The following is a 25,881-nucleotide window of genomic DNA, read 5'->3' as shown; positions in this document are numbered from 1 at the left end:
TTGCGAGAGCTACGCGCTGTCCAGCCGTTCTTCCTGCACGTCGGCGAGCAGTCGCTTCAACTCGTCATGACGCCGCATGAGCCGTGAGGAGTCTACTTTCCTTGCAGCGGCCAGCGCGGTGCCGAGTTCCAGCTCGGCGCCTGTGCGATCCCCAAGCTGGATAAGCAGCGCCGCCAGCGACAGGCGGGCATCGGCGGCACCGATCGGCGAACCGATCTCGCTCCAGCGCGAGCAAGCGATCTGCAGTTCGCGGGCTGCATCGGCCAAACGGTTTTCGCGTGAAAACAGCTCGGCCTTGGCTTCCGCCGTCAGCGCCCGGATCGATGCCATGGGCCAACGCTGTGGCTGACTCTCCAACTCGGCGATGACTTCCTTCGCCCGCTCCGGCCGGTCTGTCCTTGCCGCCACCTTGGCAAGCGTGGCGAGAACCAGCCCCTTGCGCTGCAGGGTCGGCCAGCTGCTGCCGACAAGGGAACGCTCGAGAGCGGCGAAAGCGGCCTCGGCCTGTCCCAGTTCCAGTTGCAACAGGGCAAGGCCCGGCTGCGGATCCCAGCCTGCGGCATGGGACGCACGATAGGCCACCTCCGCCTCGGTGAGATCACCGGCAGCCAGATGAATATCGCCGAGAACACGCAATGCATCGCCCGTTGCCCAAGGCGCGTCAAGCGCAAGCTGGTCGATAGCCGCGCGCACCAGCGCCTCGGCCTCCTTCAGCGTTCCGTGCACTCCGAGCACTTCTGCGCGGTGCAGCCGGCACGAGCCCGACAGGTCGTCGAGCCCGTGTCCCTTGCACCAGCTTTCGTAGCCGAGCGTCCATTGATTGGCTCTCGTCCAGTCGCCGAAACTCCGGCAGGCCCACAGTATATTGCAATAGAGAATGCCGCCGACGATGGGATCAATGTCGCTCGACAGACCAAGAGCAGCCGCGAAGTCCTGGTCTTCCTCTCCGGCCTTGGTTTCCCCAAGGCAGAGCTTGAAGAAGCCGCGATAGATCAGCCCGAGCGATTCCACGACCGGATCTTCGAGATGCTTGCCGACTTCGAACGCCTGTTCGGCCAACGCCAGCGCCTGTTCGGGCTGGGCTTCCGCGCCCATGATGCGCGCGCCCATCCAGCACCACAGGCCATGCTCCCGGCTGTCGGTGGCCGCATCGATCAACTGTGCAGCACGCTTGTGCCAGCCCTTCGCCACTGGGAGTTCGCCTCTTTCAAGGTGTATCCGCGCAAGGGTGATCGCCGGGGAAGCCGCCCGCAGTCGGTCTCCGGCGACGCTATGGGCCGCCACCGCACGCGTCAACTGCGGAATGGCTTCGGATGGCCGCCCCATGCACTCCAGGGCCAGCGCCCATTCCTCAAGGTCGGCGGTGAGAACCTCCTGTTGGGCATCCGCTTCGACGAAACAGGCCACGGCCTCTTGCCATTTCCTGGCCGTGGCTGCCGCGCGTGCACGCAAGATCTGCGACCCGGCGATCGCGGCAACTGGGTCGGCCGGGCTCGAGTTTGGATTGGAAGAGGCCGGTCTGTCGAGGCAAATCCGGTAGCCGAACCGTGGCAGGTTGCGCATCGCCGTTTCCATGCCGCCTTGGCGCAGGATGGTGCGAGCGAGGCTGGCAACGCGCTGCAACGAGGCTTCGGTTACCGTGACTCCCGGCCACAGTGTTTCGAGCAATTCGTCCTTGCTCAAGGCACGGTCCTGATACCGCAGCAGAACAGCCAGGAAATCGAACACCAGCGGCTGCACCTCGATTTCTCTGCCTGTGAGACGAAGGGTGCGCGATTCCTCGTTCAGCTCGAAATCGCCGAAACTATAGACCCCCATCGACAGCATTTCCTCCTGCGACAATAGGCAAAGGATCAGAACAAGGTAAGGGCGCCGTAAGGACTGTTGGCCGCCCCTCCCGTAATTCTCCGTGTGCCTGGTGAGCCAAGCTGCACTTTAGCGCAGTGATCCCAGGAATGTCACCGGTAGCGACACGATCGCCCGTCCGGCGGCATTTGAACCCAGACAAGGAGAACTACGGACATGCAAAAGTATATCATCGAACGCGAAATTCCCAAGGTCGGTACTTTCGAGCGCGAGCAGCTTCGCGAAGCATCCAGGGCCTCGAACACCGTTCTCGCCGAACTCGGCCCGGAAATTCAGTGGGTCGAATCCTTCGTCGCCGACGACAAGACGTTCTGCGTCTATCTCGCCAAGGATGAAGAGATCATCCAGCGCCACGCGAAGATGAGCGGCTTCCCGGCCACGAAGATCACGCAGGTCAAGCGCCTGTTCGATCCGACGACGGCACATGCCGGCGCCTGACGGGGAGGGAGCTGTCGTGAAACTCCTCGCAAATCTGATCCTCGGCACCGCTTTGTCCGCAGGCATATGGGCGTCCGCGCTCGCCTGCGGCACCGCGGATGCCCACGATACGCCAGATCCGGCGCTTAACCGGTCCCGGGAAATGGCGTCCAGGTACGTCAATATCGAGGTCGCCAAGGCCGAGGGTTACCAGCAGCTGTTCGAATGCACCACCCATGACGAGCACGGCACGATGGGCGTTCATTTCATCAACCCCGCGCGGGCAGGAGACGGCAAGCTGGTGCTGGGCGAGCCGGACGTGCTGACCTACGAGCCGGAACAGGATGGATCCATGCAGCTTGTCGGCATGGAATACATCGTCTTCGAGAAGGACTGGAAGGGGAAGGGCGTTCCCGAGTTCCTCGGCCGCACCCTCCAGCGCAAGACCACGGTGGGTGTCCACCCGGTGGACCCCTACTACGAGCTTCACGTCTGGCATTGGCGGCATAACCCGGCCGGCATGTTCGCCGACTGGAACCCTTATGTGAGCTGCAAACACGACATGTCTTGAGGGGCATCAGGCAGCGCCTGGGAGGGGCATTGCGTGGCCCTCCCAGGTATCTCGCGGCGATCTGGATGGTCGCCGGAGGGTTCGTTGCTCTCGTCGAGGGGCTCGTCGTCCGACCGACGCGGCCAACAACCATCAACTTGGAGGGAGATCGACCATGGGTCGCATTTTCGCATTCACCTACGGCTTGGCCGCATATCTCGTCTTCTTCGGTACGATTGTCTACGCCATCGGCTTCGTAAGCGGCCTGGTCGTTCCCAAGGCCATCGATACCGGAGCGGTTGCTCCGCTTGCCGAGGCTCTCACCGTCAACCTCCTGTTGATGGTTCTCTTCGCCGTCCAGCACAGCGTGATGGCCCGCAAGCCGTTCAAGAACTGGTGGGTGCGCTGGATTCCGAAGCCGATCGAGCGCAGCACCTACGTACTGCTCGCGAGCCTCGCGCTCGACCTGTTGTTCTGGCAGTGGCGCCCGATACCGGCCGTGGCGTGGCAGGTCACCGATCCGACCGTCGCCACGGTGATCCTTGGCATGTCATTCGTCGGTTGGGTGCTGGTCTTCACCAGCACCTTTCTGATCAACCATTTCGAGCTGTTCGGCCTGCATCAGGTCGCCAACAACCTCATCGGTCGCGACATGCCCTCGGTGCGTTTCAAGACGCCGGTGCTCTACAAATTTGTCCGCCATCCGATCTATCTGGGTTTTATCATCGCGTTCTGGATGGCGCCGATCATGACTTTCGGCCACCTCTTCTTTGCCGCCGTGACCACGACCTACATCTTGGTCGGCATCTTTCTCGAAGAGCGCGACCTGATCGAAATGTTTGGCGACGAATATCGGCGTTACCGCGAGCGTGTCTCGATGCTCATCCCCTGGCGCAAGTCGGCCTGAGCAGCGGGCATTCGCCAACAAACGCCATGCGACCACCGCTCGCGGTCCTTGCAAACAGCTCATGCCTACAGCGACCCGTCGCCGCGCCAACGCAGCGTGCGCTTATCCCATCACTTGAACGGAGGAAATACAGCCATGACAACAGGACATATAAAACCGGATCTCATCGTCGATCATCCCATCAGCTCGCGGCTCGTCACAGCCGCCACCGAATTGTGTCTTTCCGTCCTGCGCGCCATCGCTCGCATCATCCGAATTCGGCGCGACCGTGCACGGCTCTGGGAATTGCCGGATTACCTGCTGCGCGACATCGGCATCAACCGCTCCGAAATCCAGTCATCACCTGGTTCGGCGACAGGGACGCCAGTCGCCGTCGGTCCAAAACCGTCGACAGGCCGGGAAAGCGCTGCTAGAAGCCCGCGCCACAGACAGGATTTCATAAATTGGCTGAAGACATCGAACAGGCGGTATCGCGCCGCCGTACTTTCGCGATCATCGCCCACCCGGACGCCGGCAAGACGACGCTCACCGAAAAGCTGCTGCTGTTCGGTGGCGCCATCCAGCTTGCCGGCGAGGTCAAGGCCAAGAAGGACCGCATCCAGACCCGGTCGGACTGGATGAAGATCGAGCGCGAACGCGGCATTTCGGTCGTCACCTCGGTGATGACGTTCGAGTATGAGGACAATGTCTTCAATCTGCTCGATACGCCCGGCCACGAGGATTTCGCCGACGACACCTACCGCACGCTGTCGGCGGTCGACTCGGCGGTCATGGTCATCGACGCCGCCAAGGGCATCGAGCCGCGCACGCTGAAGCTGTTCGAGGTCTGCCGCTTGCGCGACATCCCGATCATCACCTTCGTCAACAAGATGGACCGCGAGAGCCGCGACCCCTTCGAGATCCTCGACGAAATCGAGCAGAAGCTGGCGCTCGATACCGCGCCCATCACCTGGCCCATCGGCCGTGGCAGGACGTTTTCAGGCACTTACCACCTGGCGCTGAACGCCGTGCGCAAGGGTGACGACGAGAAGGAGCGCACGCCGGTCAACGGTCCCGATTCCAACCGCGTCGCCGGCCTGTTGCCGGAAAACGAGCGTGAGGCCTTCATCGAGGAGCTGGAGCTCGCGCGAGAAGCCTGCAGGCCCCTTGATATCGACGCTTTCCGTGAGGGCCATCTGACGCCGGTCTATTTCGGCTCGGCGCTGCGCAATTACGGCGTGCGCGACCTGATCGAGGCGCTCGGCGCTTTCGGGCCGCCGCCGCGCGCGCAGGATGCCGACACCCGGATGGTGGAGGCGACCGAGGAGAAGATGACCTCCTTCGTTTTCAAGATCCAGGCCAACATGGATCCCAACCACCGCGACCGCATCGCCTTCGTGCGCGTCTGCTCGGGCAAGCTCGAGCGCGGCATGAAGGCCAAGCTGGTGCGCACCGGCAAGCCGATGAGCCTGTCTGCGCCGCAATTCTTCTTCGCCCGCACCCGCGTCACCGCCGACGAGGCCTTTGCCGGCGACGTCGTCGGCATCCCCAACCACGGCACGTTGCGCATCGGCGACACGCTGACCGAGGGCGAGGAAATCCTGTTCCGCGGCGTGCCGAACTTCGCCCCGGAAATCCTGCGTCGTGTGCGCCTCGGTGATGCGATGAAGGCCAAGAAGCTGAAGGAGGCGCTGCACCAGATGGCCGAGGAGGGCGTCGTGCAGCTGTTTTCGCCCGAAGACGGCTCGCCAGCCATCGTCGGCGTCGTCGGTGCGCTGCAGCTCGACGTGCTGAAGGAGCGGCTGAACTTCGAATACACGCTGCCGGTCGAATTCGAGATGTCGCGTTTTTCGGTCTGCCGCTGGATATCGGCCGACGACAAGACGGAAGTGCAGCGCTTCATCGAAGCCCACCGCGGCGACATTGCCCGCGATCTCGATAACGACCCGGTGTTCCTCGCCCAGCACGCCTTTTCGCTGAACTACGAAGCCGAGCGCTGGAAGGCGATCCGCTTCGCCACGATCAAGGACTATCAAGTCCGCGACAAGGCGGCTTGAGGCGCGGTCTTCCCTTCTCCCCGTTCACGGGGAGAAGGTGCCCGAGAGGCGGATGAGGGGCAGCGCCGGCCTCAAAAAATCAATGGACAGCCCTGCCCTTCGCGGGCTCAGGGCGTTCGAAGCTCGGAAAGCCAAGGAATTGGCTTTCCGTCCGCTACGCGGACCACTTCTCACCCCTTCGCTGCCTCTTCGATCTTGGCGATGTCGATCTTGCCCATCTTCATCATCGCACTCATCACCCGGCCGGCCTTTTCCCGGTCCGGATCCTGTAGCAGGCGCGGCAGCTGTTCCGGCACCACTTGCCAGGAGACGCCGAACTTGTCCTTTAGCCAGCTGCACGGGCCGGGCTCGCCGCCCTCGGTGAGCCTCTCCCAGAAATAGTCGACCTCTTCCTGCGTCTTGCAGTCGATCGACTGCGACATCGCCTCGTTGAACTTGAATTGCGGTCCGCCGTTGAGCGCCTGGAACGGCACGCCGTCGAGCTCGAACGTGGTCAGCAGCACTTTGCCTTCATCGGCGTGGCCCTTGGGCCAACGCATGACGCTCAGCACCTTCGAATTCTTGAAGATGGAGACATAGTGGTTCATCGCCTCTTCGGCCTGTCCATCGAACCACAGGCAGGTGGTGATCTTTTGCATGTCGTGCTCCTCGGTTGCTTCTTGCTGCTACAATGGAACGGCTGTCTGAGAAAATGGTCCCACTCCCTTGCCGTTGATCCAAGGACGGGCGTCCGGCAGGCGATCCGACACGGGAGGCGATCTTTTTCGCAAACTCTGAATTTTTCTGGAGAATCTGGCGCATAGCAAAAATGTGGCCAGACCATATTTGCCGGTCTATAACGCCTGCGATCCATATTCAGGGCCGCGACGCTCCGCATCGGGCGCAGCCAGCCAGCTAAGGAAAGTTCATGCCTGCCTATCGCTCCCGCACCACCACCCATGGCCGCAACATGGCCGGCGCCCGCGGCCTCTGGCGCGCCACCGGCATGAAGGACTCGGATTTCGGCAAGCCGATCATCGCCGTGGTCAACTCCTTTACCCAGTTCGTGCCGGGCCACGTCCACCTGAAGGATCTCGGCCAGCTGGTCGCGCGCGAGATCGAGAAGGCCGGCGGCGTCGCCAAGGAATTCAACACCATCGCCGTCGATGACGGCATCGCCATGGGCCATGACGGCATGCTCTATTCGCTGCCGTCGCGCGAGCTGATCGCCGATTCCGTCGAGTACATGGTCAACGCCCACTGCGCCGACGCCATGGTCTGCATCTCCAATTGCGACAAGATCACGCCCGGCATGCTGATGGCCTCGCTGCGCCTCAACATCCCGACCGTCTTCGTCTCCGGCGGGCCGATGGAAGCGGGCAAAGTGGTGCTCGCCGGAAAGGCGCAGGCGCTCGACCTGGTCGACGCCATGGTCGCCGCCGCCGACGACAAGATCTCCGACGAGGACGTCAAGGTCATCGAGCGCTCCGCCTGCCCGACCTGCGGTTCCTGCTCGGGCATGTTCACCGCCAATTCGATGAACTGCCTGACCGAAGCGCTCGGCTTGTCGCTGCCGGGCAACGGTTCGACACTGGCGACACACGCCGACCGCAAGCGGCTGTTCGTCGAGGCCGGACACTTGATCGTCGATCTCGCCCAGCGCTATTACGAGCAGGACGACGAAAAGGCGCTGCCGCGCAGCATCGCTTCAAAAGGCGCGTTCGAGAACGCCATGACGCTCGACATCGCAATGGGCGGGTCGACCAACACCGTGCTGCACATCCTGGCCGCGGCGCATGAGGGCGAGGTCGACTTTACCATGGAGGACATCGACCGGCTGTCGCGGCGGGTGCCCGTGCTGTGCAAGGTGGCGCCGGCCAAGTCCGACGTGCACATGGAGGACGTCCACCGCGCCGGCGGCATCATGGCGATTCTCGGCCAGCTCGACCAAGCCGGACTGATCAACCGCGACCTGCCGACCGTGCACACATCAAGCCTGGGCGAAGCGCTCGATCATTGGGATATTTCCCGCACCTCCAGCCAGAACGTGCGCGATTTCTTCCTCGCCGCGCCCGGCGGCGTGCCGACGCAGGTCGCCTTCAGCCAGGACCGTCGATGGGACGAGCTCGATCTAGACCGCGAGACGGGCGTTATCCGCTCGGCGAAGACGCCTTTTTCCAAAGACGGCGGCCTTGCCGTGCTCAAGGGCAACCTGGCGCTCGACGGCTGCATCGTGAAGACGGCCGGCGTCGACGAGTCGATCCTGAAATTCACCGGCCCGGCGCGGGTGTTCGAAAGCCAGGATGCCTCGGTCAAGGCGATTCTCTCGAACGAGATCAAGGCCGGCGACGTCGTGGTCATCCGCTATGAAGGACCGCGCGGCGGCCCCGGCATGCAGGAAATGCTCTATCCGACCAGCTATCTGAAATCGAAGGGCCTGGGCAAGGCTTGCGCGCTGATCACCGACGGGCGCTTCTCCGGCGGCACGTCGGGGCTCTCGATCGGCCATGTCTCGCCGGAAGCCGCCGAAGGCGGCACGATCGGGCTGGTGCGGGAAGGCGACACGATCGAGATCGACATCCCTAACCGCTCGATCCGCCTCGCCGTCAGCGATGAGGAGCTCGCCAGCCGCCGGGCGGCAATGGCGGCCAAGGGCGCTCTGGCCTGGAAGCCCGAAGAGAAGCGCAAGCGCAAGGTGACGACCGCATTGCGTGCCTACGCCGCCTTCGCCACCAGCGCTGACAAAGGTGCGGTGAGGCACGTTCCGGAGTAGGGCTCGAATCGGCCAGGTTCGTGCTGCCCCTCATTGTCCTGCCGGACATTTCTCCCCGTAAGTGACGGGGAGAAAGGGCTATAACCAAAGATTTCGCCAATTGTAGACGTTGCAAAAATGGCGGCGAGGTCGCAGCATCTCCCTTCTCCCTGTCTCTATACGGGGAGAAGGTGCCGGCAGGCGGATGAGGGGCGGCGCCACGTGGCAAGATTTTTCGCCCGCCGCGATCACTGCGGCAGCCGACAGGCGCTGATTCTTCGGGGATGACACAGATGGACTTCGACCTCATTGTGCGCGGCGGCACATTGCCTGACGGCAGGGTTGCCGACATCGGCATCGTCGGCGAGACGATCGCGACGATCGAGCCGAAGCTCGATGGCAACGCCGGCACGACGATCGACGCGCGGGGCAATCTGGTCTCTGCGCCCTTCGTCGACCCGCACTTCCATATGGATGCGACGCTCTCCTACGGCATTCCGCGGATAAACGCCTCGGGCACGCTGCTCGAAGGCATCGCTCTTTGGGGCGAACTGAAGCCGCTTCTGACGCATGAGGCGGTGCGTGATCGCGCGCTCGCCTATTGCGACTGGGCGGCGTCGATGGGATTGCTCGCCATCCGCACCCATGTCGACGTTTGCGACGACAGGCTGCTGGCGGTCGAAGCCCTGCTCGACGTCAAGAAGACGGTGGCGCCCTATATCGACCTGCAGTTGGTCGCCTTTCCGCAGGATGGGCTCTACCGCTCGCCCGGGGCACGGGAAAACACCATTCGCGCGCTGGATCTGGGCGTCGATGTCGTCGGCGGCATTCCGCATTTCGAGCGCACCATGGCCGACGGCACCCGCTCGGTGACCGAGCTTTGCGAAATCGCGGCAAAACGCGGCCTGATGGTCGACCTGCATTGCGACGAGACCGACGACCCGCTGTCGCGTCACATCGAGCAACTGGCCTATGAGACGCAGCGCCTCGGCCTTCAGGGCAAGGTGGCCGGCTCGCATCTCACCTCGATGCATTCGATGGACAATTACTACGTCTCGAAGCTTCTGCCGCTGATCGCCGAGGCCGGCGTCTCCGCCATCCCCAATCCTTTGATCAACATCATGCTGCAGGGGCGCCACGACACGTTTCCCAAGCGCCGCGGCATGACTCGGGTCAAGGAGATGCTGGCGCTGGGCATCCGCGTCGGCTGGGGCCAGGATTGCGTGCTCGATCCCTGGTATTCGCTGGGCACCGCCGACATGCTCGACGTCGCCTTCATGGGGCTTCACGTCGCCCAGATGTCGAGCCCGGCCGACATGGCGCGCTGTTTCGACATGGTCACCAACGTCAATGCCGCCATCATGGGGCTCGATCATCTGGGCCTCGCCGTCGGCAAGCGCGCAAGCCTCGTGGTCCTCGACGCCGGCAATCCGGTCGAGGCCATTCGCCTGCGCCCCGAACGCATTTGCGTCATCGCCAGGGGCAAGGTTGTGGCGGAACGAACCAGGCAGGACACCCGGCTTGCCATCCCCGGCAGGCCGGCATTGGTGAACCGGCGGCACGTATCGCCCTAGACCCAGCCGATTCCCGGCACTGGCCTTGCCGATTCCCGGATTTCTCCTCGTCAAAACGGCCGCTTCCGTCTACGACGCGGCCTGGAGCAATTTCAGGAAAGTGTGTACGGTTTTCCGTCCGGAATTGCGCGAAATAAAGAGATAGAGCGGTTCGCCGTTTTCGTAAAACGGTGAACCGCCCTAGACAGGCAAGGAATCGGGATCGGCATGACGCAACCCGTGGCGCAGAATTCCACAATCAGGAACGTGCTTCTGGCCGGCATTCTTTTGATGCTGGCCGGCGACTTCCTGTTTGCGCTGAACGACGCCATGGGCAAATGGCTGGTCGCCAGCTTTTCCGTCGGCCAGGTGGTGCTGATCAGGTCGATCGGCGCGTTTTTCGTGCTCGGTCCGATGATCGCCCACCAGGGCGCCACCAAGCTGTTCCGCATGGAACGGCCCGAATTGCAGGTCCTACGCGTCATCATGACCACGCTCGATACCGGGCTCTTCTATGCCGCCGTTGTCTATCTGCCGCTTGCGGATGTGATGAGCTTCTACATGGCCGGGCCGATCTATGTGGCGGCACTCTCGCATCTCCTGCTTGGCGAGAAGGTCGGCTGGCGCCGCTGGATGGCGATCCTGCTCGGCTTCTGCGGCGTGCTGATCATGCTCCAGCCCTCCTCGGCGGCTTTCTCGCTGTCGTCGGGCTTCGCGCTGGCGGGCAGCATTGCCTTCGCCTTCGCCATCATCCTCAACCGGCGTTTGCGCGGCACCAGCGACACCAATCTGGTGACATGGCAGACCGTCGGCACGCTGCTGGTCGGCGGCGCCCTGACCATCGGCGCCTGGCAGACGCCGTCGGCGCTCGATTTCGGCGCCATGCTGCTGCTCGGCATCGTCTCCTGCGGCGCCCATCTGATGATCACGCGGGCGCTCAAGCTGGCGCCGGCCTCGACGCTGGCGCCGCTGCACTACACGCTGCTTCTATGGGCGGTGGTCTTCGGGCTGGTGTTCTTCGGCGACGTTCCCGGCCCGCGCATCCTCATCGGCTCGGGCATCGTCGTACTGGCTGGCCTGTTCATCTTCCACCGCCAGAAGGTGGTCGACACGACGGTGCCGCCTGAAAACGTGCCGAAGGGTGTGAATTAGCCCTCGCGGATCGCTGCCAGGTGGCGCGAAAATTCCGGCGTCTCCATCAGCGCCCTGCAGCGCGCGAAGCGGCCGTCGGCATAGGCCCGGAAATCGTCGACGGGGTTGTCGTTGGCGAGCTGGATCAGTCCCCACAGCGTCCACAACAGGTCGCACATCGCCTTGTAGATGACGATGCGGCCGCGCTCCGCCGGTTTCGCCTCGCCGCCGAAATAGGCGCGCATCATCTCCTCGTCCTGCGCGGCATCGAACCTGCCTTCGACGGAAAGGTCGCCAAGATCCCAGAGCGGATCGTTCATTCCTGAATATTCCCAGTCGACGATCCACATCCTGTCACCCGCATCGAGGAAATTCTCGCACAGCGGGTCGCAATGACAGGCAACGACGGGCAGCGGGTGGGCCGACAGCGCCGCGCGCACGCCACCGGCCTCGCGCACCACGTCGTGATAGCCGGCGGGCAGGGCGACCTCCTTGGTCGACAGCACCTTGAGATAGTCGTCGATCATCGCGAACAGTTCGAAACGGAACGGAAACACAGCACCGGACGAATGCAGCTTGCGGAAGGCCTCTCCGGCACGCGCCGGGCTGCCCGGCCGAACCCTGAATTTTTCCGGCGACATCGTCACCGCTCCGGCGATGAAGCGCGTCACCATCACCCCCGTACCCGGATCGACATGCAGCACCTCGGGGCTGACGCCTGCCTTAGCCGCCTCGCGCGCTGCCACCGCCTCATTCGCGCGGTTGATGTATTCCTCGGTCCCTTTGCCTGGAATGCGCAGGCAGAAGTCCCCGGCCTTGAAAACCAGGTTGGTGAGGCCGCCAAGCCGCTCCAGCGGCCCGCTATAGCCGGCCAGCATGGGAATAGCGGCAAGTTCTGTCCGTGCCTCGTCCATTGTCATGCCTGCTCCCCCGCTGTTATTTGTCGCAGCGACGGTTCCACAAAATTCGTGCTTTGGCTATTATCCGTACGAGACCAATTTAGGGCATGGCGGACAGGACAGAAGTGACCGACAGCAAGCATAAGGGCGCGCTTGGCGCTGCCTACGCGGCCAAGCGCCCGGAAGAAGTGGCGGCGCTCTATGACCGTTGGTCGCAGACCTACGACAGCGACATGTCGGCCGCCGGCTATCGCCATCCCACCATCTGCCTGGCCTTGCTGGCCCGCCATCTGCCGCGCGGTTCGGCCCCGCTGCTCGATGCGGGGGCCGGCACGGGGCTCATCGGCGAATGGCTTGACATTGCCGGCTACCCCGAGGTCGAGGCGCTCGACATCTCGCAAGGCATGCTGGATCAGGCCGCGCGCAAGGGCGTCTATTCGGCCCTGCATTGTCTGGCGCTTGGCGGGCCGCTACCCTTTGCCGACAACGCCTATGCCGGGGTGATCTCGGCCGGCGTCTTTACCTCGGGCCATGTCGGTGCCGAAGGACTGGACGAACTGATCCGCATCTGCCGGCCGGGCGGCGTGATCGTGCTGACGGTCAAGAACACGCTCTGGGATCTGGGCTTTGCCGCGCGTGTCGCGGAGCTGGAGGCGCAGGGGCTGGTCACCCGCATCGAGGAAACGCGCCCGTACGTCTCGATGCCGGGCGAGGCCGATACGGTGCCCAGCCGCTGCCTAGCCTTGCGTGTGACCTGATTACGCTTTGATCCTGATCCCCGCCGGATCATACATCGGCTTGAGATGGATTTCTGCCGGCGTGCGCTGCATCGCCACGACCAGCTCATAGCGGCCCGAGGCGAGAAAATCGTCGCTCACGCCGTCGGCATTGCGCACATAGCCGTAGCCGATGTTCTTCTCCACGGAGTAGCCATAGCCGCCGCTGCTGAGATAGCCGACCGGCTCGCCATTGCGCAGGATCGTCTCGCGCCCGACGAGCACGATTTCAGGATCGTCGACCGTGAAGCCGACGAAACGCTTCTTCAGTGCACCGCCAGTGATTTTCTCCAAGGCGCGTCGCCCGATGAAATCCGTATTCTTGCGAAGCTTCACCGCCCAGCCGAGGCCGGCCTCCAGCGGCGTGTCGTTGGGGGTGATGTCGGATCCCCAGGCGCGATAGCCCTTTTCCAGCCGCAGCGATTCCAGCGCCCGGTAGCCGACCGGGCGGATGTCATGTTGCTTGCCTGCCGCCATCAACGCGTCGAAGATCTCGCCGGTTGCCGAGATCGGCACATGCAGCTCCCAGCCGAGTTCCCCGACATAGGTGACGCGCAACGCCCGCACGGTGTGGCCGGCAATGACAATCTCGCGGGCATGGCCGAATGGGAAGCCGCTGTTGGAAACGTCGGCATCGGTCACGCCGGCGAGCACCTCGCGGGCGCGCGGTCCCATCAGCGACAGCGTGCCGAAATCCTCGGTGACGTCGGTGAGCGTGACGTCGAGCTCCTTTTCGACGTGGTCGCCGATCCAGGACAGGTCATGGGTGCGGAAACCGGTGCCGGTGACGATGTAGAACCTTTCCTCGCCGAACCGCGATACGGTGAGGTCGGCCTCTATGCCGCCGCGCGTGTTGAGAAGCTGCGTATAGGTCAGCCGGCCGGCCGGCTTGTTGACGTCATTGGCGCAGATCCAGTCCAGCGCCTTCAGCGCGTCGGGCCCGCTCAGTTCGTATTTGGCGAAGGACGACTGGTCGAAGATGCCGACATGCTCGCGCACATGGCGATGTTCGTCGCCGACGGCCGAAAACCAGTTCTGCCGGCCCATGGAATAGATGTCACGCGGCTCGACGCCTTCGGGGGCGAACCAGTTCGGCCGCTCCCAGCCGAGCTTCGAGCCGAACACGGCGCGGTGCTGCTTCAGCCTGTTGTACAGCGGCGAAACGATGCGCGGCCGGCCGGAAAGATACTCCTCATGCGGAAAGCCGATCGTGTAGTGCTTGCCATAGGCTTCCAGCGTGCGCTCGCGGACCCAGTGCCGGTCGCGATGCAGGCTGGAAAAACGCCTGATGTCGACGACCCACAGATCGAACGGCGCCTCGCCATCGACTACCCATTGCGCCAGCACCCAGCCCGCGCCGCCGCCCGAAGCGATGCCGAAGGCGTTGAAGCCGGCGCCGACGAACATGTTGGCGCATTCGGGCGCCACGCCGAGGATGAAATTGCCGTCCGGCGTGAAACTCTCGGCCCCGTTGATCATCTGCTTGACGCCGACGGTTTCCAGCGCCGGGACGCGCGCGATCGCTTGGCTCATATGCTGTTCGAAATGATCATAATCGTCGTCGAACAGCCTGAACTCCCAGTCGTTGGGCACGTCGCCCCCGGGGAGATCAGTCGTCCAGGCCTGCGGGTTCGGCTCATAGCCGCCCATTACCAACCCGCCGACCTCTTCCTTGAAATAGGTGCGCCGGTCCGGGTCGCGGATGGTGGGGACATCGGTCGCCAGCCCGTCGATCTTCTCAGTGACGATAAACTGGTGCTTCACCGGTTGCAGCGGCACGTTGATGCCGGCCATGGCGCCAACCTGCCGCGCCCATTGTCCGGCGCAGTTCACCACCTTGTCGCAGGCGATGTCACCCTTGCTGGTTTTCACCGCAAGGATGCGGCCGTCCTTGATCTCGAAGCCGGTGACGCGCACATCCTCGTAAAGCCTTGCACCATGCATGCGCGCTCCCTTGGCCAGCGACTGGGTGACGTCGGATGGGCTCGCCTGACCGTCGGTCGGCAACCAGGAGGCGCCGACGAGATCGCCGGTTTCCATCAGCGGCCACATGGTCTTGACCTCCGCCGGTGACAGCAATTGCATGTCCATGCCGAAACTCTTCGCCGTCGTCGCCAGCCTCTCGTACTCGGTCCAGCGGTCGGCATTGGTGGCAAGGCGCAGGCACCCGCTCATCTTCCAGCCGGTGGCAAGGCCGGTCTCGGCCTCCAGCCCCTTGTAGAGGTCGACCGAATATTTCAGCACGCGCGTGATCGAGGCCGACGAGCGCAGCTGCCCGACCAGCCCGGCGGCGTGCCAGGTCGAACCCGAGGTCAGCTTGCCCTGTTCGAGCAGCACCACATCTGCCTTGTGGTCGCGCGCCAGATGGTAGGCCGTCGAGCAGCCGATAATACCGCCGCCGATGACGACGATCGCTGCCTGGGTTGGCAAAGTCATGGGTTCAGGTCCCGTATTTTGTCCGGTAGTTTTCCAGCGCGGCGTCGAGCCGGGTCAGGTTTTCTTCCGTGTAGGCGACGTAGTCGATGCCGGGCACGTCGAGGTAGAGTTCCGAAACCATGCTCCACATCGCCTCGCGCAGCAGGGAGGCGCATTGCATGGCCGCATGCGAGCGGCGGATCGCCTCATCTGGCTCCTTCATGAAATAGGCAGTCAGGAAGGCGAAGGATTCCTCGTCGCTCATGCCGGCGTTCGAGGCGACGCCGGCAAGGTCGAACATCGCGGTGTTGAAGCCGGCATATTCGAAGTCGATCAGCCATAGCCTGCTGCCGTCGTCGAGAATATTCGCCGGCAAAAGATCATTGTGGCCGAACACGATAGGCAGCAGTTTCTGGGCGCGTTCGAGTTCGTCGGCCAGCACCAGCAGGCGCGGCAGGTCGCCCGCCTTGCGGCTGCCGGCGTCCTCCAGCGTGCGCGCATAGTCGCGGATGACGTGGAACACCCAGAACATGAAGCCGGCACCGGAGACGTGGTTGGGCATCTCGCGGTGGAAGCCCCGCATCAGGGCGGCGACACGGCCGAGATTGGCGCGCACGTCCTCAGCCAGACAGGTCTTGGCGCCGAGATACTCCGTCACCAGAATGCCAGGTTCGGCATGGCGGACCGCAGGCGCGAAACCGGCGGCATGCGCGGCGCGTGCGGTCATCACCTCACGCTCGCGAAAGACGTGGTGGAAGGGATAGTCCCTGCCAAAGCGCACGACATGTCTCCCGGCCGCGTCCTTGACCAAGTAGTTGGCATTGCTCAGTCCGCCGGGCAGCGGCTCGATCTCGACGCTGCCTGTCCAGCAAGGCAGGGCACGGATGCGGTCCTCGGCCGTCATGAATTCGCCCTTCGTCCGGCAAGGCGCCGACGGAGCGGCGCCGCCGCGGCGGCCCGCCGTTTGTCCGGACGCTCGTTCTGGCAAAGACCTCGCCGGCGCGGCATTCGGGATCGGTATCCCGCGCCGCACCGACGAGCCCCACGTGCCGGGCTCTTCGAGGCCGGCATCCGCCCCCGCGGATGAGAAAATTCTTCCAGTCGCCCTCGCGTCAGGCAGTTTCCAGACCTTGGGGCACACAAATTCAGATCAGGCTCCGCTATCGCTCTTCCGTGGCAGTGCGAGCCTGACACGGCATCAGTGTCACGCCGGGTAAGCCATGTTGTCAACGAGATTCTGTGGCTTTTTCTGCTTTCCTGCCCGTATTCTTTCGAGATTCCGTGTAATATGCGGCAGATTTGCCATAGAAGCGGTCACTGCATCATGGCGCGACCGGAAATGACCCGATGAGCCATTCCAAGCGACACGGCGAAATCCTGCGGTTTCTGCAGGAGGAAGGCACCGTCACCATCGCGAGTCTGGCCGACCGCCTGGGCGTTTCGCTGGAAACCGTGCGCCGCGACGTCAAGCCCCTCACCAGCGACGGCTCGCTCCTGAAGATGCATGGCGCCGTGGGGCTGCCGTCGACGATCGGCGAAGCGCCGTTCGAACGGCGCATGCGCGAGAACGCCGAGGCCAAGCGTCTCATCGCCCGCATGGTCGCCGCCACCATCCGCGACGGCGAATCGATCATGCTCGACACGGGAACGACCACCTCGTTCCTGGCGCGTGAACTGCTCGGCCATCGGCGGCTGACGGTCGTCACCAACTCATCAGACATCGCCCGCACGCTGGCCACCGTCAACGGCAACAAGGTCTACATGGCCGGCGGCGAGCTGCGTAGCGATTCCGGCGCCGCCTTTGGCGCCTCGGCCATCGACTTCGTCAGCCGCTTCTCGGTCAGCCATGCGGTGATCTCGACGGGCGCGGTCGATGCGGTGACGGGTGTCATGGATTACGACCTCGACGAGGCCGAGTTCGCCCGCATGGTGCTGTCGCGCGGCCAGCGTTCGCTCGTCGTCACCGATCATTCCAAGTTCGGGCGCCAGGGCCTGGTGCAGGTCTGCGGCTTCGACGGCTTTTCTGAACTGGCCACCGACCGGCCGCCGCCGCGCGACATCGCTGCTGGCCTGGCGCAGGCCGGCGCGCGGCTCAGCATCGCGGGCGACGCAGCCTGACCTAACCGAATACCAGCGACTGGTGGGCGCATATGCCGGCGAAGGCGCCGCCCGCCACGGCGAAGGCGATGTTGTGCATCGCGCGTGACGCGTCCCCCGCGGCGTAGACGCCGGGAACCGTCGTCTGCTGCCTGTCATCGACTGATATCACCGGGCCGAGGGGACCGTCCGTGAAGCCGCAACCGAGCTGTTCGGCCACCGGGCTCGCCATGCTATTGCGCGGCGCGGTGAATATCGCGCGAACCCCGGCCTTTCGGCCGCCGTCGAGGATCACCGTCAAGCCGCCCGCGCCATCCTCCCGCAGTTCGGCGACCGCAGCGGGTTCGAACTTCACATTCTTGCCTTCCAGGAGAGACATCTGTTCAGCATCGGGCTCGATCAGGCCGTTGCCGAACAGCGTGACGTCGCCCCAGTCGGCGATCAACTGCGCCTGATGCAGGGACATGGGCCCGGTCGCGAGCACGCCAAGCGGTCTGCCGGAAACTTCGTAGCCGTGGCAATAGGGGCAGTGCAGCACGGTCTTGCCCCACTGCTCGGCAAGCCCGGGAACCTCCGGCAGGATGTCGCGCACGCCGGTGGCCAGAACCACCCGCGCGGCGCCGAAGGTCTCGCCGCCCTCTGTGCTGATTTCGAAGTCGCTGCTGCTATTGGCGACTGCCTTGTCCGCACGTCCCTTGACAAGCCGGGCTGTCGGATAGGCCAGCAATTGCCGTCTTGCCTCTTCCAGGATGGCGCCGGGCGTGCGCCCGTCCTGGCCGAGGAAACCGTGCGAATGCGTGGCAAACCGATTTCGGGGCTGGCCGGCGTCGATCACCAGGACGTTGCGCCGGGCCCGGGCCGCCTGGATGGCGGCGGACAGGCCGGCAAAGCTGCCGCCGACGACGGCAAGATCATACTGCATGGCTGGAGACTCCGATGAGGTCGTAACGGCGGCGGAAGTCGGCGGTCAGGTCGGCCAGCGTGATGCGGCTGAGCTTCTCCGCCAGCAGCTTCTCCGCCGCGATGCGAAAATCGTCGAGGACGGCGATCACGGCCTGCTCGACAAGGCAGCCGGGGCTCTCCGGCTCGGTGCCGAACGGCAGCAGCGTCTCGCCAAGCGCGGCGCTGATTTCGGCCAGCGAGATCTTGTCGGGCCGGCGCCCGAGCAGCCAACCGCCGCCATGGCCGCGTGAAGAGGTGACGATGCCGGCGTCCCGCAACCCTGCGATGGTGCGGCGCACCACGACCGGATTGGTGTGGATGAAGGTGGCAAGCTGCTCCGAAGTCAGCGCCTGCTCGGGCTTCTCGGCCATGTGGACCAGAATGTGCAAGGTGGACGACAGCCGGCTGTTGCGTTTCATGTAACTTATTTAGTTACGAGTTCGGAAGCCGTCAAGTTGCCGATCCGTTTCCACTTCCCAGCGCCGTCTCCGCCGTGTTTAGTCGGGCCATGGCTTTCACCATCCGCCAGTTGCAGTTCTTCATCGCCGTCGCCGAGCAGGGCACGGTGTCGGGTGCCGCGCAGAACCTCTCCATTTCGCAATCCTCGGTCACCGAAGCGATCAAGGAGCTCGAAGGCGATCTCGGCGTCGAATTGTTCGACCGCCATCCTCGCGGCCTCAACATCACCCACAAGGGCCACCAGTTCCTGCGTCATGCCACCAAGATCCTGGCCGATGTGTCCGATGCGCGCCGCGCCTTCCTCGGCGAGCAGGCGACAGCGGGCGGCCGGCTGCAGCTCGGCGTCACCTCGCTGGTCGCCGGCTACGTGCTGTCGGACCTGCTTGCCCGCTACCGTCGTGCCTATCCCGGCGTGGAGGTCTCCGCCATCGAGGACAATGGTGACTATCTCGAGCATCTGCTGATCGGCGGCAAGCTGGACATCGCCGTGATGGTCACCTCCAATCTGCGCGACCGAACCGCGCTGCAATCCGAAATCCTCGAAGTCTCGGCCTACCGCCTGTGGCTGCCGCTCGGGCATCCGCTCGCCGGCGCCGACATCATCGGCATCGGCGACATCGCTTCGGAGCCGCTGATCATGCTGACCGTCGACGAGATCGAGGAGAATACCGGCAAGCTGCTGACGGCAATCGGCGCCAAACCGCATGTCGCCTTCCGCACCCGTTCGGTCGAAGCGGTGCGCAGCCTTGTCGCCACCGGCGCGGGCGTGGCGCTGCTGCCCGACCTCGTCTACCGGCCGTGGTCGCTCGAAGGCGACCGTATCGAGTCGCGCGACGTCTCCGGCGCCTTGCCTGTCGTCCAGGTCGGCATGGTCTGGCGCCGCGGCTCCGGCCTGCCGCAGGCCGCGCGCGATTTCATCGGCCTCGCGCAGTCGCAGCGCATGGTTCGCCAGCGCCCCGACAAGAACGGCCGCTGATCTATCGGAAAAACCGATATCCCCCTTCTGATAAATGAATTTGCGAAACCGGGATTTTCACAGCAACTTCGTTTCAGGGAACAAAGCCGCCGAAGCGCGGGCCCTATCAATGGGAGATAGACGATGAATTCATTCCTGAAGTCATGCACTGCACTGACGGTCGCGCTGACCTTCGCCGGCCAGGCCGTCGCTCAGGTCACTGAGCTCGGCAAGGGTGAAGGCGAGGTCAACATCGTCGCCTGGCCGGGCTATATCGAGCGTGGCGAAACCGACAAGGGCTATGACTGGGTCACCGCATTCGAGAAGGAAAGCGGCTGCAAGGTCAACGTCAAGACCGCCAACACGTCGGACGAGATGGTCTCGCTGATGAACGAGGGCGGCTTCGACCTCGTCACCGCTTCGGGCGACGCGTCGCTGCGCCTCGTCGCCGGCAAGCGCGTGCAGCCGATCAACACCGATCTCATCCCGAGCTGGAAGACGGTCGACGACCGCATCAAGGACGCCCCCTGGTTCACCGTCGACAAGGTGCATTACGGCATTCCCTACCAGTGGGGGCCGAACGTGCTGATGTACAATACCGATGTCTTCAAGGAAGCGCCCAAGAGCTGGAACGTCGTCTTCGAGGAGATGAAGCTGCCGGACGGCAAGTCCAACAAGGGCCGTGTCCAGGCCTATGATGGTCCGATCCACATTGCCGATGCCGCCAACTACCTGATGTTCCACAAGCCGGAGCTCGGCATCAAGGACCCCTATGAATTGAACGAGGACCAGTACAAGGCCGCGCTTGAGTTGCTGCGCGTCCAGCGCACGCTGGTCGGCCGCTACTGGCACGACGCCGCCATCCAGGTCGACGATTTCCAGAACGAAGGCGTGGTTGCTTCCGGCTCGTGGCCATACCAGGTCAACACGCTGATCGCGGCCAAGAAGCCCGTCGCCTCGACCGTGCCGGAGGAAGGCGTCACCGGCTGGGCCGACACCACCATGATGGAGGCCGACGCGGCACATCCGAACTGCGCCTATATGTGGCTCGAACACTCACTTTCGCCCAAGGTGCAGGGCGACGTCTCGGCCTGGTTCGGCTCGCTGCCGGTCGTCCCCGCCGCCTGCAAGGGCAACGAGCTGCTGACCGACGAAGGCTGCAAGACCAACGGCTACGAAAATTTCGACAAGATCAAGTTCTGGAAGACGCCGGTGACCAAATGCGCCACCCAGAACGACCAGTGCGTGCCCTATTACCGCTGGGTGTCGGATTATATCGGCGTCATCGGCGGGCGGTGATTTTCTTTACCCTCCCCCTTGTGGGGAGGGTCGACGCGCAGCGTCGGGGTGGGGGCGGCGCGGCGGTCCATGCCAGAGCACCCCCACCCGCGACTTCGCCGCGACCTCCCGCATCGAGGGCGAGGTAAGTGGCGCGCGCGTTCGCCGTCCAGCCACGATTGCGGGCGACCGAACAGAACCCAATCGGCAAGAGACTGACACCCCATGACCTCAGCCGTTTCCTTTCAGAAAGTCTCGCGCCATTTCGGCAGCGTGCGCGCCGTCGACACGGTCGACCTCGAAATCGTGCCTGGCGAGTTCTTCGCCATGCTCGGGCCGTCGGGCTCCGGCAAAACGACCTGCCTGCGTCTCATTGCCGGCTTCGAGCAGCCGACGACGGGTTCGATCTCGATCTTCGGCGAGCGCGCCGAGGGTGTTCCGCCCTATCGCCGCAACGTCAACACCGTCTTCCAGGACTATGCGCTGTTCCCGCATCTCGATGTGCTCGACAATGTCGCCTATGGGTTGATGGTCAAGGGCATCGGCAAGGCCGGGCGGCACAAGGCAGCGGAAGAGGCGCTGTCTTTGGTCAGGCTGCCCGGCTACGGCGCTCGCCGCCCTGGCCAGCTTTCCGGCGGCCAGCGCCAGCGCGTCGCGCTGGCCCGCGCACTGGTCAACCAGCCCAAGGTGCTGCTGCTCGACGAGCCCCTCGGCGCGCTCGACCTCAAATTGCGCGAGAACATGCAGGAAGAGCTGAAGTCGCTGCAAAAGGCGCTCGGCATAACCTTCATCTTCGTCACCCACGATCAAGGCGAGGCGCTGTCGATGGCCGATCGCGTCGCCGTCTTCAACGACGGCAGGATCATGCAGATCGGCACGCCGGAAGATATCTACCAGCGGCCGAGCACCCGCTTCGTCGCCGATTTCGTCGGTTCCTCCAACGTGCTGCCGCCGGATTTCGTCCAGCGCTATTGCGGCCAGCGCCGCTGGGGCAGCCTGCGACCCGAATCGATCCGCGTCGGCCGCGCCGCGAAAGGCGACGGCGTGGCCGCGCGCCTGGTCGGCACGAACTATCTTGGAGCCACGACCAGGCTGGCGCTCGACGCCGACGGGCTGAAGCTGCACGCCATCGTACCGGCCGGCACCGCCCTGCCCGGGGAAGGCGAGGCGGTGGTGCTCACCTTCAACCGGGAGAGCCTGCATTTGATGGACGAAGCGGTGTGATGGCTAATAGGCTTACCGAGGTGCTCTACGGGGCCCTCCTCTGTCCTGCCGGACATCTCCCCCACGAGGGGGGAGATTGGATTTCACCTCGGCTTTCGCCAATCACCAACGTCGCAGAACAGGCGCCGCGGGCCAAGCTGCCGATCTCCCCCCTTGTGGGGGAGATGGCCGGCAGTCCAGAGGGGGGCGCCGTAGAGCGCGGCCTTGCTGGCCTTGATCCGGTGAGAACGTAGGCGCGTCATGACCATTGCCGCGCTCAACCCCAATCCAGCCCCTGCCATCCTGCCCGGCAGCGGCGGCCTGCGTGGTGCGCTGTCGGACCTCTTCTGGCGCAGGCCGCAACTGCTCCTTCTGCTCATGCTTTTGCCGCCGGTCCTGTGGCTCGGCATCGTCTATATCGGTTCGTTGTTCGCGCTTCTGGCGCAGAGCTTTTTCTCGATCGACGAGTTCTCCGGCCTCATCAACCGTGAGTTCACGTTGAAGACCTATGGCGACCTGTTGCAGGCCGCCAATCTCGACATCATTCTGCGCACGGTGACGATGGCGGCCCTGGTGACGCTGGCCGCGGCCGTCGTTGCGTTCCCCATCGCCTATTACGCGGCGCGCTATGCGCGCGGCCGCTGGAAGGCGCTGTTCTATCTCGGCGTCATGCTGCCGCTGTGGTCAAGCTACCTGGTCAAGATCTACGCCTGGAAATTGATCCTGGCCAAGGAAGGCATTCTCACCTGGCTGCTCGCCAAGCTGAACCTGTTGTGGTTGCTCGATGCGTGGCTGTCGCTGCCGGTCGTCGGCGGCAACTCGCTGTCGGTGTCGTTCACCGGCACCTTCATCGTTTTCGTCTATGTCTGGCTGCCCTTCATGATCCTGCCGGTGCAGGCTGCCCTCGAGCGCGTGCCCGGCAACCTGGTCGAGGCCTCTTCCGACCTCGGCGCCTCGCCAGGCCAGACTTTTCGCAATGTGCTGTTCCCGCTGGCGCTGCCCGGCATTGTCGCCGGTTCGATCTTCACCTTTTCGCTGACGCTTGGTGACTACATCATCCCGCAGATCATCGGCACGTCGCGCCTGTTCATCGGCCAGGCCGTCTATTCGCAGCAAGGCACCGCCGGCAACATCCCGCTCGCCGCCGCCTTCACAGTGGTGCCGATCGTCATCATGGGCTTCTACCTCTGGGGCGCCAAACGCATGGGGGCTTTCGATGCGCTCTGACCGTGCCCAATCGGCTCCGCTTGGCCTCAAAGTCGCCGCCGCCTGTGGGCTGCTGTTCCTGCATCTGCCGATTCTGCTGATCTTCGTCTATGCCTTCACGACGGAGGAGAAGAGCTTCGTCTGGCCGCCGCCGGGGCTCACCACGCAGTGGTTCGCCGTCACCTGGAACCGGCCGGACGTGTGGGAAGCGCTGTCGCTCTCGGTGCGCGTCGCCGCCATCTCGACGGCCATCGCGCTGGTTCTCGGCACGCTGTGCGCCGCCGCGGTGTCACGGACGAAATTCTTCGGCCGTGAAACCATTTCGCTTCTGGTCATCCTGCCGATCGCGCTGCCCGGCATCATCACCGGCATTGCGCTGCGTTCGGCTTTCGCGCTGGCCGACATTCCGTTCTCGTTCTGGACGGTCGTGCTCGGCCACGCCACCTTCTGCGTGGTTGTCGTCTACAACAATGCCGTTGCCCGCTTCCGTCGCACCTCCGGCTCGATGATCGAGGCCTCGATGGATCTCGGCGCGGATGGTTTTCAGACCTTCCGGCATATCGTGTTGCCCAACATCGCCACGGCGCTGCTGGCCGGCGGCATGCTGGCCTTTGCGCTGTCGTTCGACGAGGTCATCGTCACCACCTTCACCGCCGGCCAGCAGCAGACGCTGCCGATCTGGATGCTTGAAGAACTGATCCGCCCGCGCCAGCGCCCGGTCACCAATGTCGTGGCCATGGTGGTGGTGCTGGTGACGCTGCTGCCGATCCTCGCCGCCTATTACCTGACCCGCGACGGCGACCAGATCGCCGGCAGCGGGAAATGAAAACAGCGAATAGCGAGTAGCGAATAGGGAAATCGTTAGCCAAACCCTATTCGCTACTCGCTCCTCTTCAAGGAGAAACCAATGGACGCCCAGATGCTGATCGGCTCGAAGTTCGAGAAAGGCACCGAGACCGAGGAGCCGGTCCTCAATCCGAAGACCGGGGCGACCATTCTCAATCTCCCCGAGGCAAGCCCGGCGCAGATCGAGGCGGCGGTGACGGCGGCCGGCAAGGCGTTCGCGGCTTGGTCGCGAACCACGCCCGCGCAGCGCTCGGGCTATCTTCTTAAGATCGCCGACCGCATAGAGGCGGAAGCCAATGAATTCGCGGCGCTCGAGGCGCTGAACTGTGGCAAGCCGATCAATGCCGTGCTCAAGGACGAAATCCCGGCGATCGTCGATTGCTACCGTTTCTTCGCCGGCGCCGTCCGCTCCATGCCGGGCCAGGTGGCCGGCGAGTACCTGCCGGGCCACACCTCGATGGTCAGACGCGATCCGATCGGCATCGTCGCCTCCATCGCGCCGTGGAATTACCCCTTGATGATGATGGCCTGGAAGCTGGCGCCGGCGATCGGCGGCGGCAACACGGTCGTCTTCAAGCCGTCGGAGCAGACGCCGCTGACGGCGCTGAAACTGGCGAAGATCCTGGCCGAAATCCTGCCCGAAGGGGTCGTCAATGTCGTGCTCGGACGCGGGGACAGCGTCGGCAACACGCTGATCAACCATCCCAAGGTCAACATGATCTCGATCACCGGCGATGTCGCCACCGGCAAGAAGGTGCTCCAGGCGGCCGCCAAGTCGGTCAAGCGCACGCATCTGGAACTCGGCGGCAAGGCCCCGGTCATCGTCTTCGACGATGCCGACCTCGGCGCCGTGGTCAATGGCCTGCGCGCCTTCGGCTACTACAATGCCGGCCAGGACTGCACCGCCGCCTGCCGCATCTATGCCGGCAAGAAGGTCTACGATAAGCTTGTCGCGGACCTCTCCTCGGCGGTCTCGACCATCAAATACAACCGTCCCGACGATACCGAAAACGAGATCGGACCATTGATCTCGCGCCGCCAGCGCGACCGTGTCTCGAGTTTCGTCGAGCGCGCCTCGGAATTGAAGCACATCGAGATCACCACCGGCGGCAAGCCGGGCGAGGGCACCGGCTTCTACTACCAGCCGACCGTCGTCGCCGGCGCCTTGCAGGAGGACGAGATCGTGCGCCGCGAAGTGTTTGGTCCGGTCGTCTCGGTGACCCGTTTCTCGGATGTCGATGAGGCGGTGAACTGGGCCAATGACAGCGATTATGGCCTGGCATCGTCGGTGTGGACCAGGGACGTCTCGCGCGCCATGGCGACCGCCGCTCGCCTGCAATATGGCTGCACCTGGATCAACACCCACTTCATGCTGACCAACGAGATGCCGCATGGCGGGCTGAAGCAATCCGGTTACGGCAAGGACATGTCGCTCTACGCGCTGGAGGATTATACAGCCGTGCGCCATGTGATGGTGGCGCACGGATAATCTGTCTGCTTCCGGCAAAGGCGGATCTTATATGGCTGTGGCCGGCGCCGGCGACCCCGCTTGAGAGGGTCGTCAGCGTCATTCCACTTCGCGATTGCACTGCATCTGACAGGCACGGCCGCCGA

At 63.9% G+C, this 25,881-nt stretch carries 22 protein-coding genes and 1 pseudogene; 16 read left to right on the top strand and 7 right to left on the bottom strand.

Features of this window, described 5'->3' with window-relative positions; translation table 11 throughout:
• Window positions 1–9: 9 nt before the first annotated feature.
• Complete coding sequence (locus LB533_RS22840; RefSeq protein WP_181169382.1) at window positions 10–1,818, bottom strand: winged helix-turn-helix domain-containing protein; 1,809 nt, start codon at window positions 1,816–1,818, stop codon at window positions 10–12.
• A 204-nt stretch (window positions 1,819–2,022) separates the two neighbouring features.
• Here LB533_RS22840 and LB533_RS22835 point away from each other — a divergent pair, with 204 nt between their 5' ends.
• The 5 genes and pseudogenes from LB533_RS22835 (at window position 2,023) to LB533_RS22815 (ending at window position 5,776) form a co-directional block, all read left to right on the top strand.
• Window positions 2,023–2,304, top strand: a complete 282-nt coding sequence (locus LB533_RS22835; protein ID WP_140640151.1) for a DUF4242 domain-containing protein — start codon at window positions 2,023–2,025, stop codon at window positions 2,302–2,304.
• Between the two features lie 16 nt (window positions 2,305–2,320).
• Complete coding sequence (locus LB533_RS22830; RefSeq protein ID WP_140640149.1) at window positions 2,321–2,854, top strand: hypothetical protein; 534 nt, start codon at window positions 2,321–2,323, stop codon at window positions 2,852–2,854.
• Between the two features lie 154 nt (window positions 2,855–3,008).
• Window positions 3,009–3,740 (top strand): methanethiol S-methyltransferase, encoded by a 732-nt coding sequence (mddA, locus tag LB533_RS22825; RefSeq protein WP_140640147.1) that lies wholly within the window; start codon window positions 3,009–3,011, stop codon window positions 3,738–3,740.
• Window positions 3,741–3,875: 135 nt separating this feature from the next.
• Window positions 3,876–4,064 (top strand): annotated as a pseudogene (locus LB533_RS30215) (DUF1127 domain-containing protein); the annotation flags it as partial.
• A 119-nt stretch (window positions 4,065–4,183) separates the two neighbouring features.
• A complete protein-coding gene (locus LB533_RS22815; protein ID WP_140550224.1) occupies window positions 4,184–5,776 on the top strand; it encodes a peptide chain release factor 3 in 1,593 nt (530 codons plus the stop codon).
• Between the two features lie 170 nt (window positions 5,777–5,946).
• Here the strand turns inward: LB533_RS22815 and LB533_RS22810 are convergent, their stop codons facing one another.
• Window positions 5,947–6,414, bottom strand: a complete 468-nt coding sequence (locus tag LB533_RS22810; protein WP_140497085.1) for a VOC family protein — start codon at window positions 6,412–6,414, stop codon at window positions 5,947–5,949.
• A 269-nt stretch (window positions 6,415–6,683) separates the two neighbouring features.
• Here LB533_RS22810 and ilvD point away from each other — a divergent pair, with 269 nt between their 5' ends.
• The 3 genes from ilvD (at window position 6,684) to LB533_RS22795 (ending at window position 11,212) form a co-directional block, all read left to right on the top strand.
• Window positions 6,684–8,528: a dihydroxy-acid dehydratase gene (gene ilvD / locus LB533_RS22805; protein ID WP_140640143.1), complete on the top strand. Its 1,845-nt coding sequence runs from the start codon at window positions 6,684–6,686 to the stop codon at window positions 8,526–8,528.
• Between the two features lie 272 nt (window positions 8,529–8,800).
• Complete coding sequence (locus LB533_RS22800) at window positions 8,801–10,081, top strand: amidohydrolase family protein (protein ID WP_140640141.1); 1,281 nt, start codon at window positions 8,801–8,803, stop codon at window positions 10,079–10,081.
• Between the two features lie 207 nt (window positions 10,082–10,288).
• Entirely contained in the window at window positions 10,289–11,212 is a 924-nt protein-coding gene (locus LB533_RS22795; protein WP_140640139.1) for a DMT family transporter, read from the top strand.
• Here the strand turns inward: LB533_RS22795 and LB533_RS22790 are convergent.
• On the bottom strand, window positions 11,209–12,111 hold the full coding sequence (locus LB533_RS22790) for a phosphotransferase family protein (RefSeq protein WP_140640137.1): 903 nt from the start codon (window positions 12,109–12,111) through the stop codon (window positions 11,209–11,211). The two genes, LB533_RS22795 and LB533_RS22790, sit on opposite strands and share 4 nt — an antisense overlap.
• A gap of 104 nt (window positions 12,112–12,215) precedes the next feature.
• Between LB533_RS22790 and LB533_RS22785 the strand changes: the two genes are divergently transcribed.
• Window positions 12,216–12,848: a class I SAM-dependent DNA methyltransferase gene (locus LB533_RS22785; protein ID WP_181169387.1), complete on the top strand. Its 633-nt coding sequence runs from the start codon at window positions 12,216–12,218 to the stop codon at window positions 12,846–12,848.
• Here LB533_RS22785 and LB533_RS22780 read toward each other — a convergent pair whose 3' ends face one another.
• Together LB533_RS22780 and LB533_RS22775 are read right to left on the bottom strand one after the other, a co-directional pair.
• A complete protein-coding gene (locus tag LB533_RS22780; RefSeq protein WP_140640133.1) occupies window positions 12,849–15,302 on the bottom strand; it encodes an FAD-dependent oxidoreductase in 2,454 nt (817 codons plus the stop codon).
• 4 nt (window positions 15,303–15,306) lie between these two features.
• On the bottom strand, window positions 15,307–16,185 hold the full coding sequence (locus LB533_RS22775) for a phosphotransferase family protein (protein WP_140640131.1): 879 nt from the start codon (window positions 16,183–16,185) through the stop codon (window positions 15,307–15,309).
• Window positions 16,186–16,628: 443 nt separating this feature from the next.
• Between LB533_RS22775 and LB533_RS22770 the strand changes: the two genes are divergently transcribed.
• Window positions 16,629–17,399: a DeoR/GlpR family DNA-binding transcription regulator gene (locus tag LB533_RS22770; protein WP_140550215.1), complete on the top strand. Its 771-nt coding sequence runs from the start codon at window positions 16,629–16,631 to the stop codon at window positions 17,397–17,399.
• A 1-nt stretch (window position 17,400) separates the two neighbouring features.
• On the opposite strand, the gene LB533_RS22765 is transcribed toward LB533_RS22770, so the two are convergent.
• Window positions 17,401–18,300, bottom strand: coding sequence for an NAD(P)/FAD-dependent oxidoreductase (locus LB533_RS22765; RefSeq protein WP_140640129.1), 900 nt, complete (start codon window positions 18,298–18,300; stop codon window positions 17,401–17,403).
• Window positions 18,290–18,739, bottom strand: coding sequence for an RrF2 family transcriptional regulator (locus LB533_RS22760; RefSeq protein WP_140640127.1), 450 nt, complete (start codon window positions 18,737–18,739; stop codon window positions 18,290–18,292). Before LB533_RS22760 ends, LB533_RS22765 begins: the two co-directional genes overlap by 11 nt.
• An 89-nt stretch (window positions 18,740–18,828) precedes the next feature.
• Between LB533_RS22760 and LB533_RS22755 the strand changes: the two genes are divergently transcribed.
• From LB533_RS22755 to LB533_RS22730, 6 genes are all read left to right on the top strand, one after another.
• Window positions 18,829–19,755 carry a LysR substrate-binding domain-containing protein gene (locus LB533_RS22755; RefSeq protein ID WP_027023699.1) on the top strand — a complete coding sequence of 309 codons (927 nt, stop codon included), beginning with the start codon at window positions 18,829–18,831 and terminating at the stop codon, window positions 19,753–19,755.
• A gap of 123 nt (window positions 19,756–19,878) precedes the next feature.
• Window positions 19,879–21,033 carry an ABC transporter substrate-binding protein gene (locus LB533_RS22750; protein ID WP_140640125.1) on the top strand — a complete coding sequence of 385 codons (1,155 nt, stop codon included), beginning with the start codon at window positions 19,879–19,881 and terminating at the stop codon, window positions 21,031–21,033.
• Window positions 21,034–21,237: 204 nt separating this feature from the next.
• A complete protein-coding gene (locus LB533_RS22745) occupies window positions 21,238–22,236 on the top strand; it encodes an ABC transporter ATP-binding protein (protein ID WP_140640123.1) in 999 nt (332 codons plus the stop codon).
• A gap of 240 nt (window positions 22,237–22,476) precedes the next feature.
• Window positions 22,477–23,442, top strand: coding sequence for an ABC transporter permease (locus LB533_RS22740; RefSeq protein WP_140640119.1), 966 nt, complete (start codon window positions 22,477–22,479; stop codon window positions 23,440–23,442).
• A complete protein-coding gene (locus LB533_RS22735) occupies window positions 23,432–24,247 on the top strand; it encodes an ABC transporter permease (protein ID WP_140640117.1) in 816 nt (271 codons plus the stop codon). Before LB533_RS22740 ends, LB533_RS22735 begins: the two co-directional genes overlap by 11 nt.
• A gap of 81 nt (window positions 24,248–24,328) precedes the next feature.
• Window positions 24,329–25,756, top strand: a complete 1,428-nt coding sequence (locus LB533_RS22730) for a gamma-aminobutyraldehyde dehydrogenase (RefSeq protein WP_140640115.1) — start codon at window positions 24,329–24,331, stop codon at window positions 25,754–25,756.
• The last annotated feature ends 125 nt before the right edge of the window (window positions 25,757–25,881 follow it).

Origin of the sequence: Mesorhizobium sp. BR1-1-13, assembly GCF_020165515.1 — a bacterium.
GTDB lineage: Bacteria > Pseudomonadota > Alphaproteobacteria > Rhizobiales > Rhizobiaceae > Mesorhizobium.
The sequence above is the reverse complement of the archived record's forward strand: the minus strand, read 5'-3'. Positions and strand labels throughout refer to the sequence as shown.

Excerpts from the sequence above, each read along its gene's own strand:
- LB533_RS22750 (WP_140640125.1), top strand. The coding sequence starts at position 19,879 with ATGAATTCATTCCTGAAGTCATGCACTGCACTGACGGTCGCGCTGACC.
- LB533_RS22810 (WP_140497085.1), bottom strand. The coding sequence starts at position 6,414 with ATGCAAAAGATCACCACCTGCCTGTGGTTCGATGGACAGGCCGAAGAG.
- LB533_RS22760 (WP_140640127.1), bottom strand. The coding sequence starts at position 18,739 with ATGAAACGCAACAGCCGGCTGTCGTCCACCTTGCACATTCTGGTCCAC.
- LB533_RS22835 (WP_140640151.1), top strand. The coding sequence starts at position 2,023 with ATGCAAAAGTATATCATCGAACGCGAAATTCCCAAGGTCGGTACTTTC.
- LB533_RS22755 (WP_027023699.1), top strand. The coding sequence starts at position 18,829 with ATGGCTTTCACCATCCGCCAGTTGCAGTTCTTCATCGCCGTCGCCGAG.
- LB533_RS22790 (WP_140640137.1), bottom strand. The coding sequence starts at position 12,111 with ATGACAATGGACGAGGCACGGACAGAACTTGCCGCTATTCCCATGCTG.
- LB533_RS22800 (WP_140640141.1), top strand. The coding sequence starts at position 8,801 with ATGGACTTCGACCTCATTGTGCGCGGCGGCACATTGCCTGACGGCAGG.
- LB533_RS22765 (WP_140640129.1), bottom strand. The coding sequence starts at position 18,300 with ATGCAGTATGATCTTGCCGTCGTCGGCGGCAGCTTTGCCGGCCTGTCC.
- LB533_RS22795 (WP_140640139.1), top strand. The coding sequence starts at position 10,289 with ATGACGCAACCCGTGGCGCAGAATTCCACAATCAGGAACGTGCTTCTG.
- LB533_RS22745 (WP_140640123.1), top strand. The coding sequence starts at position 21,238 with ATGACCTCAGCCGTTTCCTTTCAGAAAGTCTCGCGCCATTTCGGCAGC.
- LB533_RS22780 (WP_140640133.1), bottom strand. The coding sequence starts at position 15,302 with ATGACTTTGCCAACCCAGGCAGCGATCGTCGTCATCGGCGGCGGTATT.
- mddA (WP_140640147.1), top strand. The coding sequence starts at position 3,009 with ATGGGTCGCATTTTCGCATTCACCTACGGCTTGGCCGCATATCTCGTC.
- LB533_RS22740 (WP_140640119.1), top strand. The coding sequence starts at position 22,477 with ATGACCATTGCCGCGCTCAACCCCAATCCAGCCCCTGCCATCCTGCCC.
- LB533_RS22735 (WP_140640117.1), top strand. The coding sequence starts at position 23,432 with ATGCGCTCTGACCGTGCCCAATCGGCTCCGCTTGGCCTCAAAGTCGCC.
- ilvD (WP_140640143.1), top strand. The coding sequence starts at position 6,684 with ATGCCTGCCTATCGCTCCCGCACCACCACCCATGGCCGCAACATGGCC.
- LB533_RS22840 (WP_181169382.1), bottom strand. The coding sequence starts at position 1,818 with ATGGGGGTCTATAGTTTCGGCGATTTCGAGCTGAACGAGGAATCGCGC.
- LB533_RS22775 (WP_140640131.1), bottom strand. The coding sequence starts at position 16,185 with ATGACGGCCGAGGACCGCATCCGTGCCCTGCCTTGCTGGACAGGCAGC.
- LB533_RS22730 (WP_140640115.1), top strand. The coding sequence starts at position 24,329 with ATGGACGCCCAGATGCTGATCGGCTCGAAGTTCGAGAAAGGCACCGAG.
- LB533_RS22770 (WP_140550215.1), top strand. The coding sequence starts at position 16,629 with ATGAGCCATTCCAAGCGACACGGCGAAATCCTGCGGTTTCTGCAGGAG.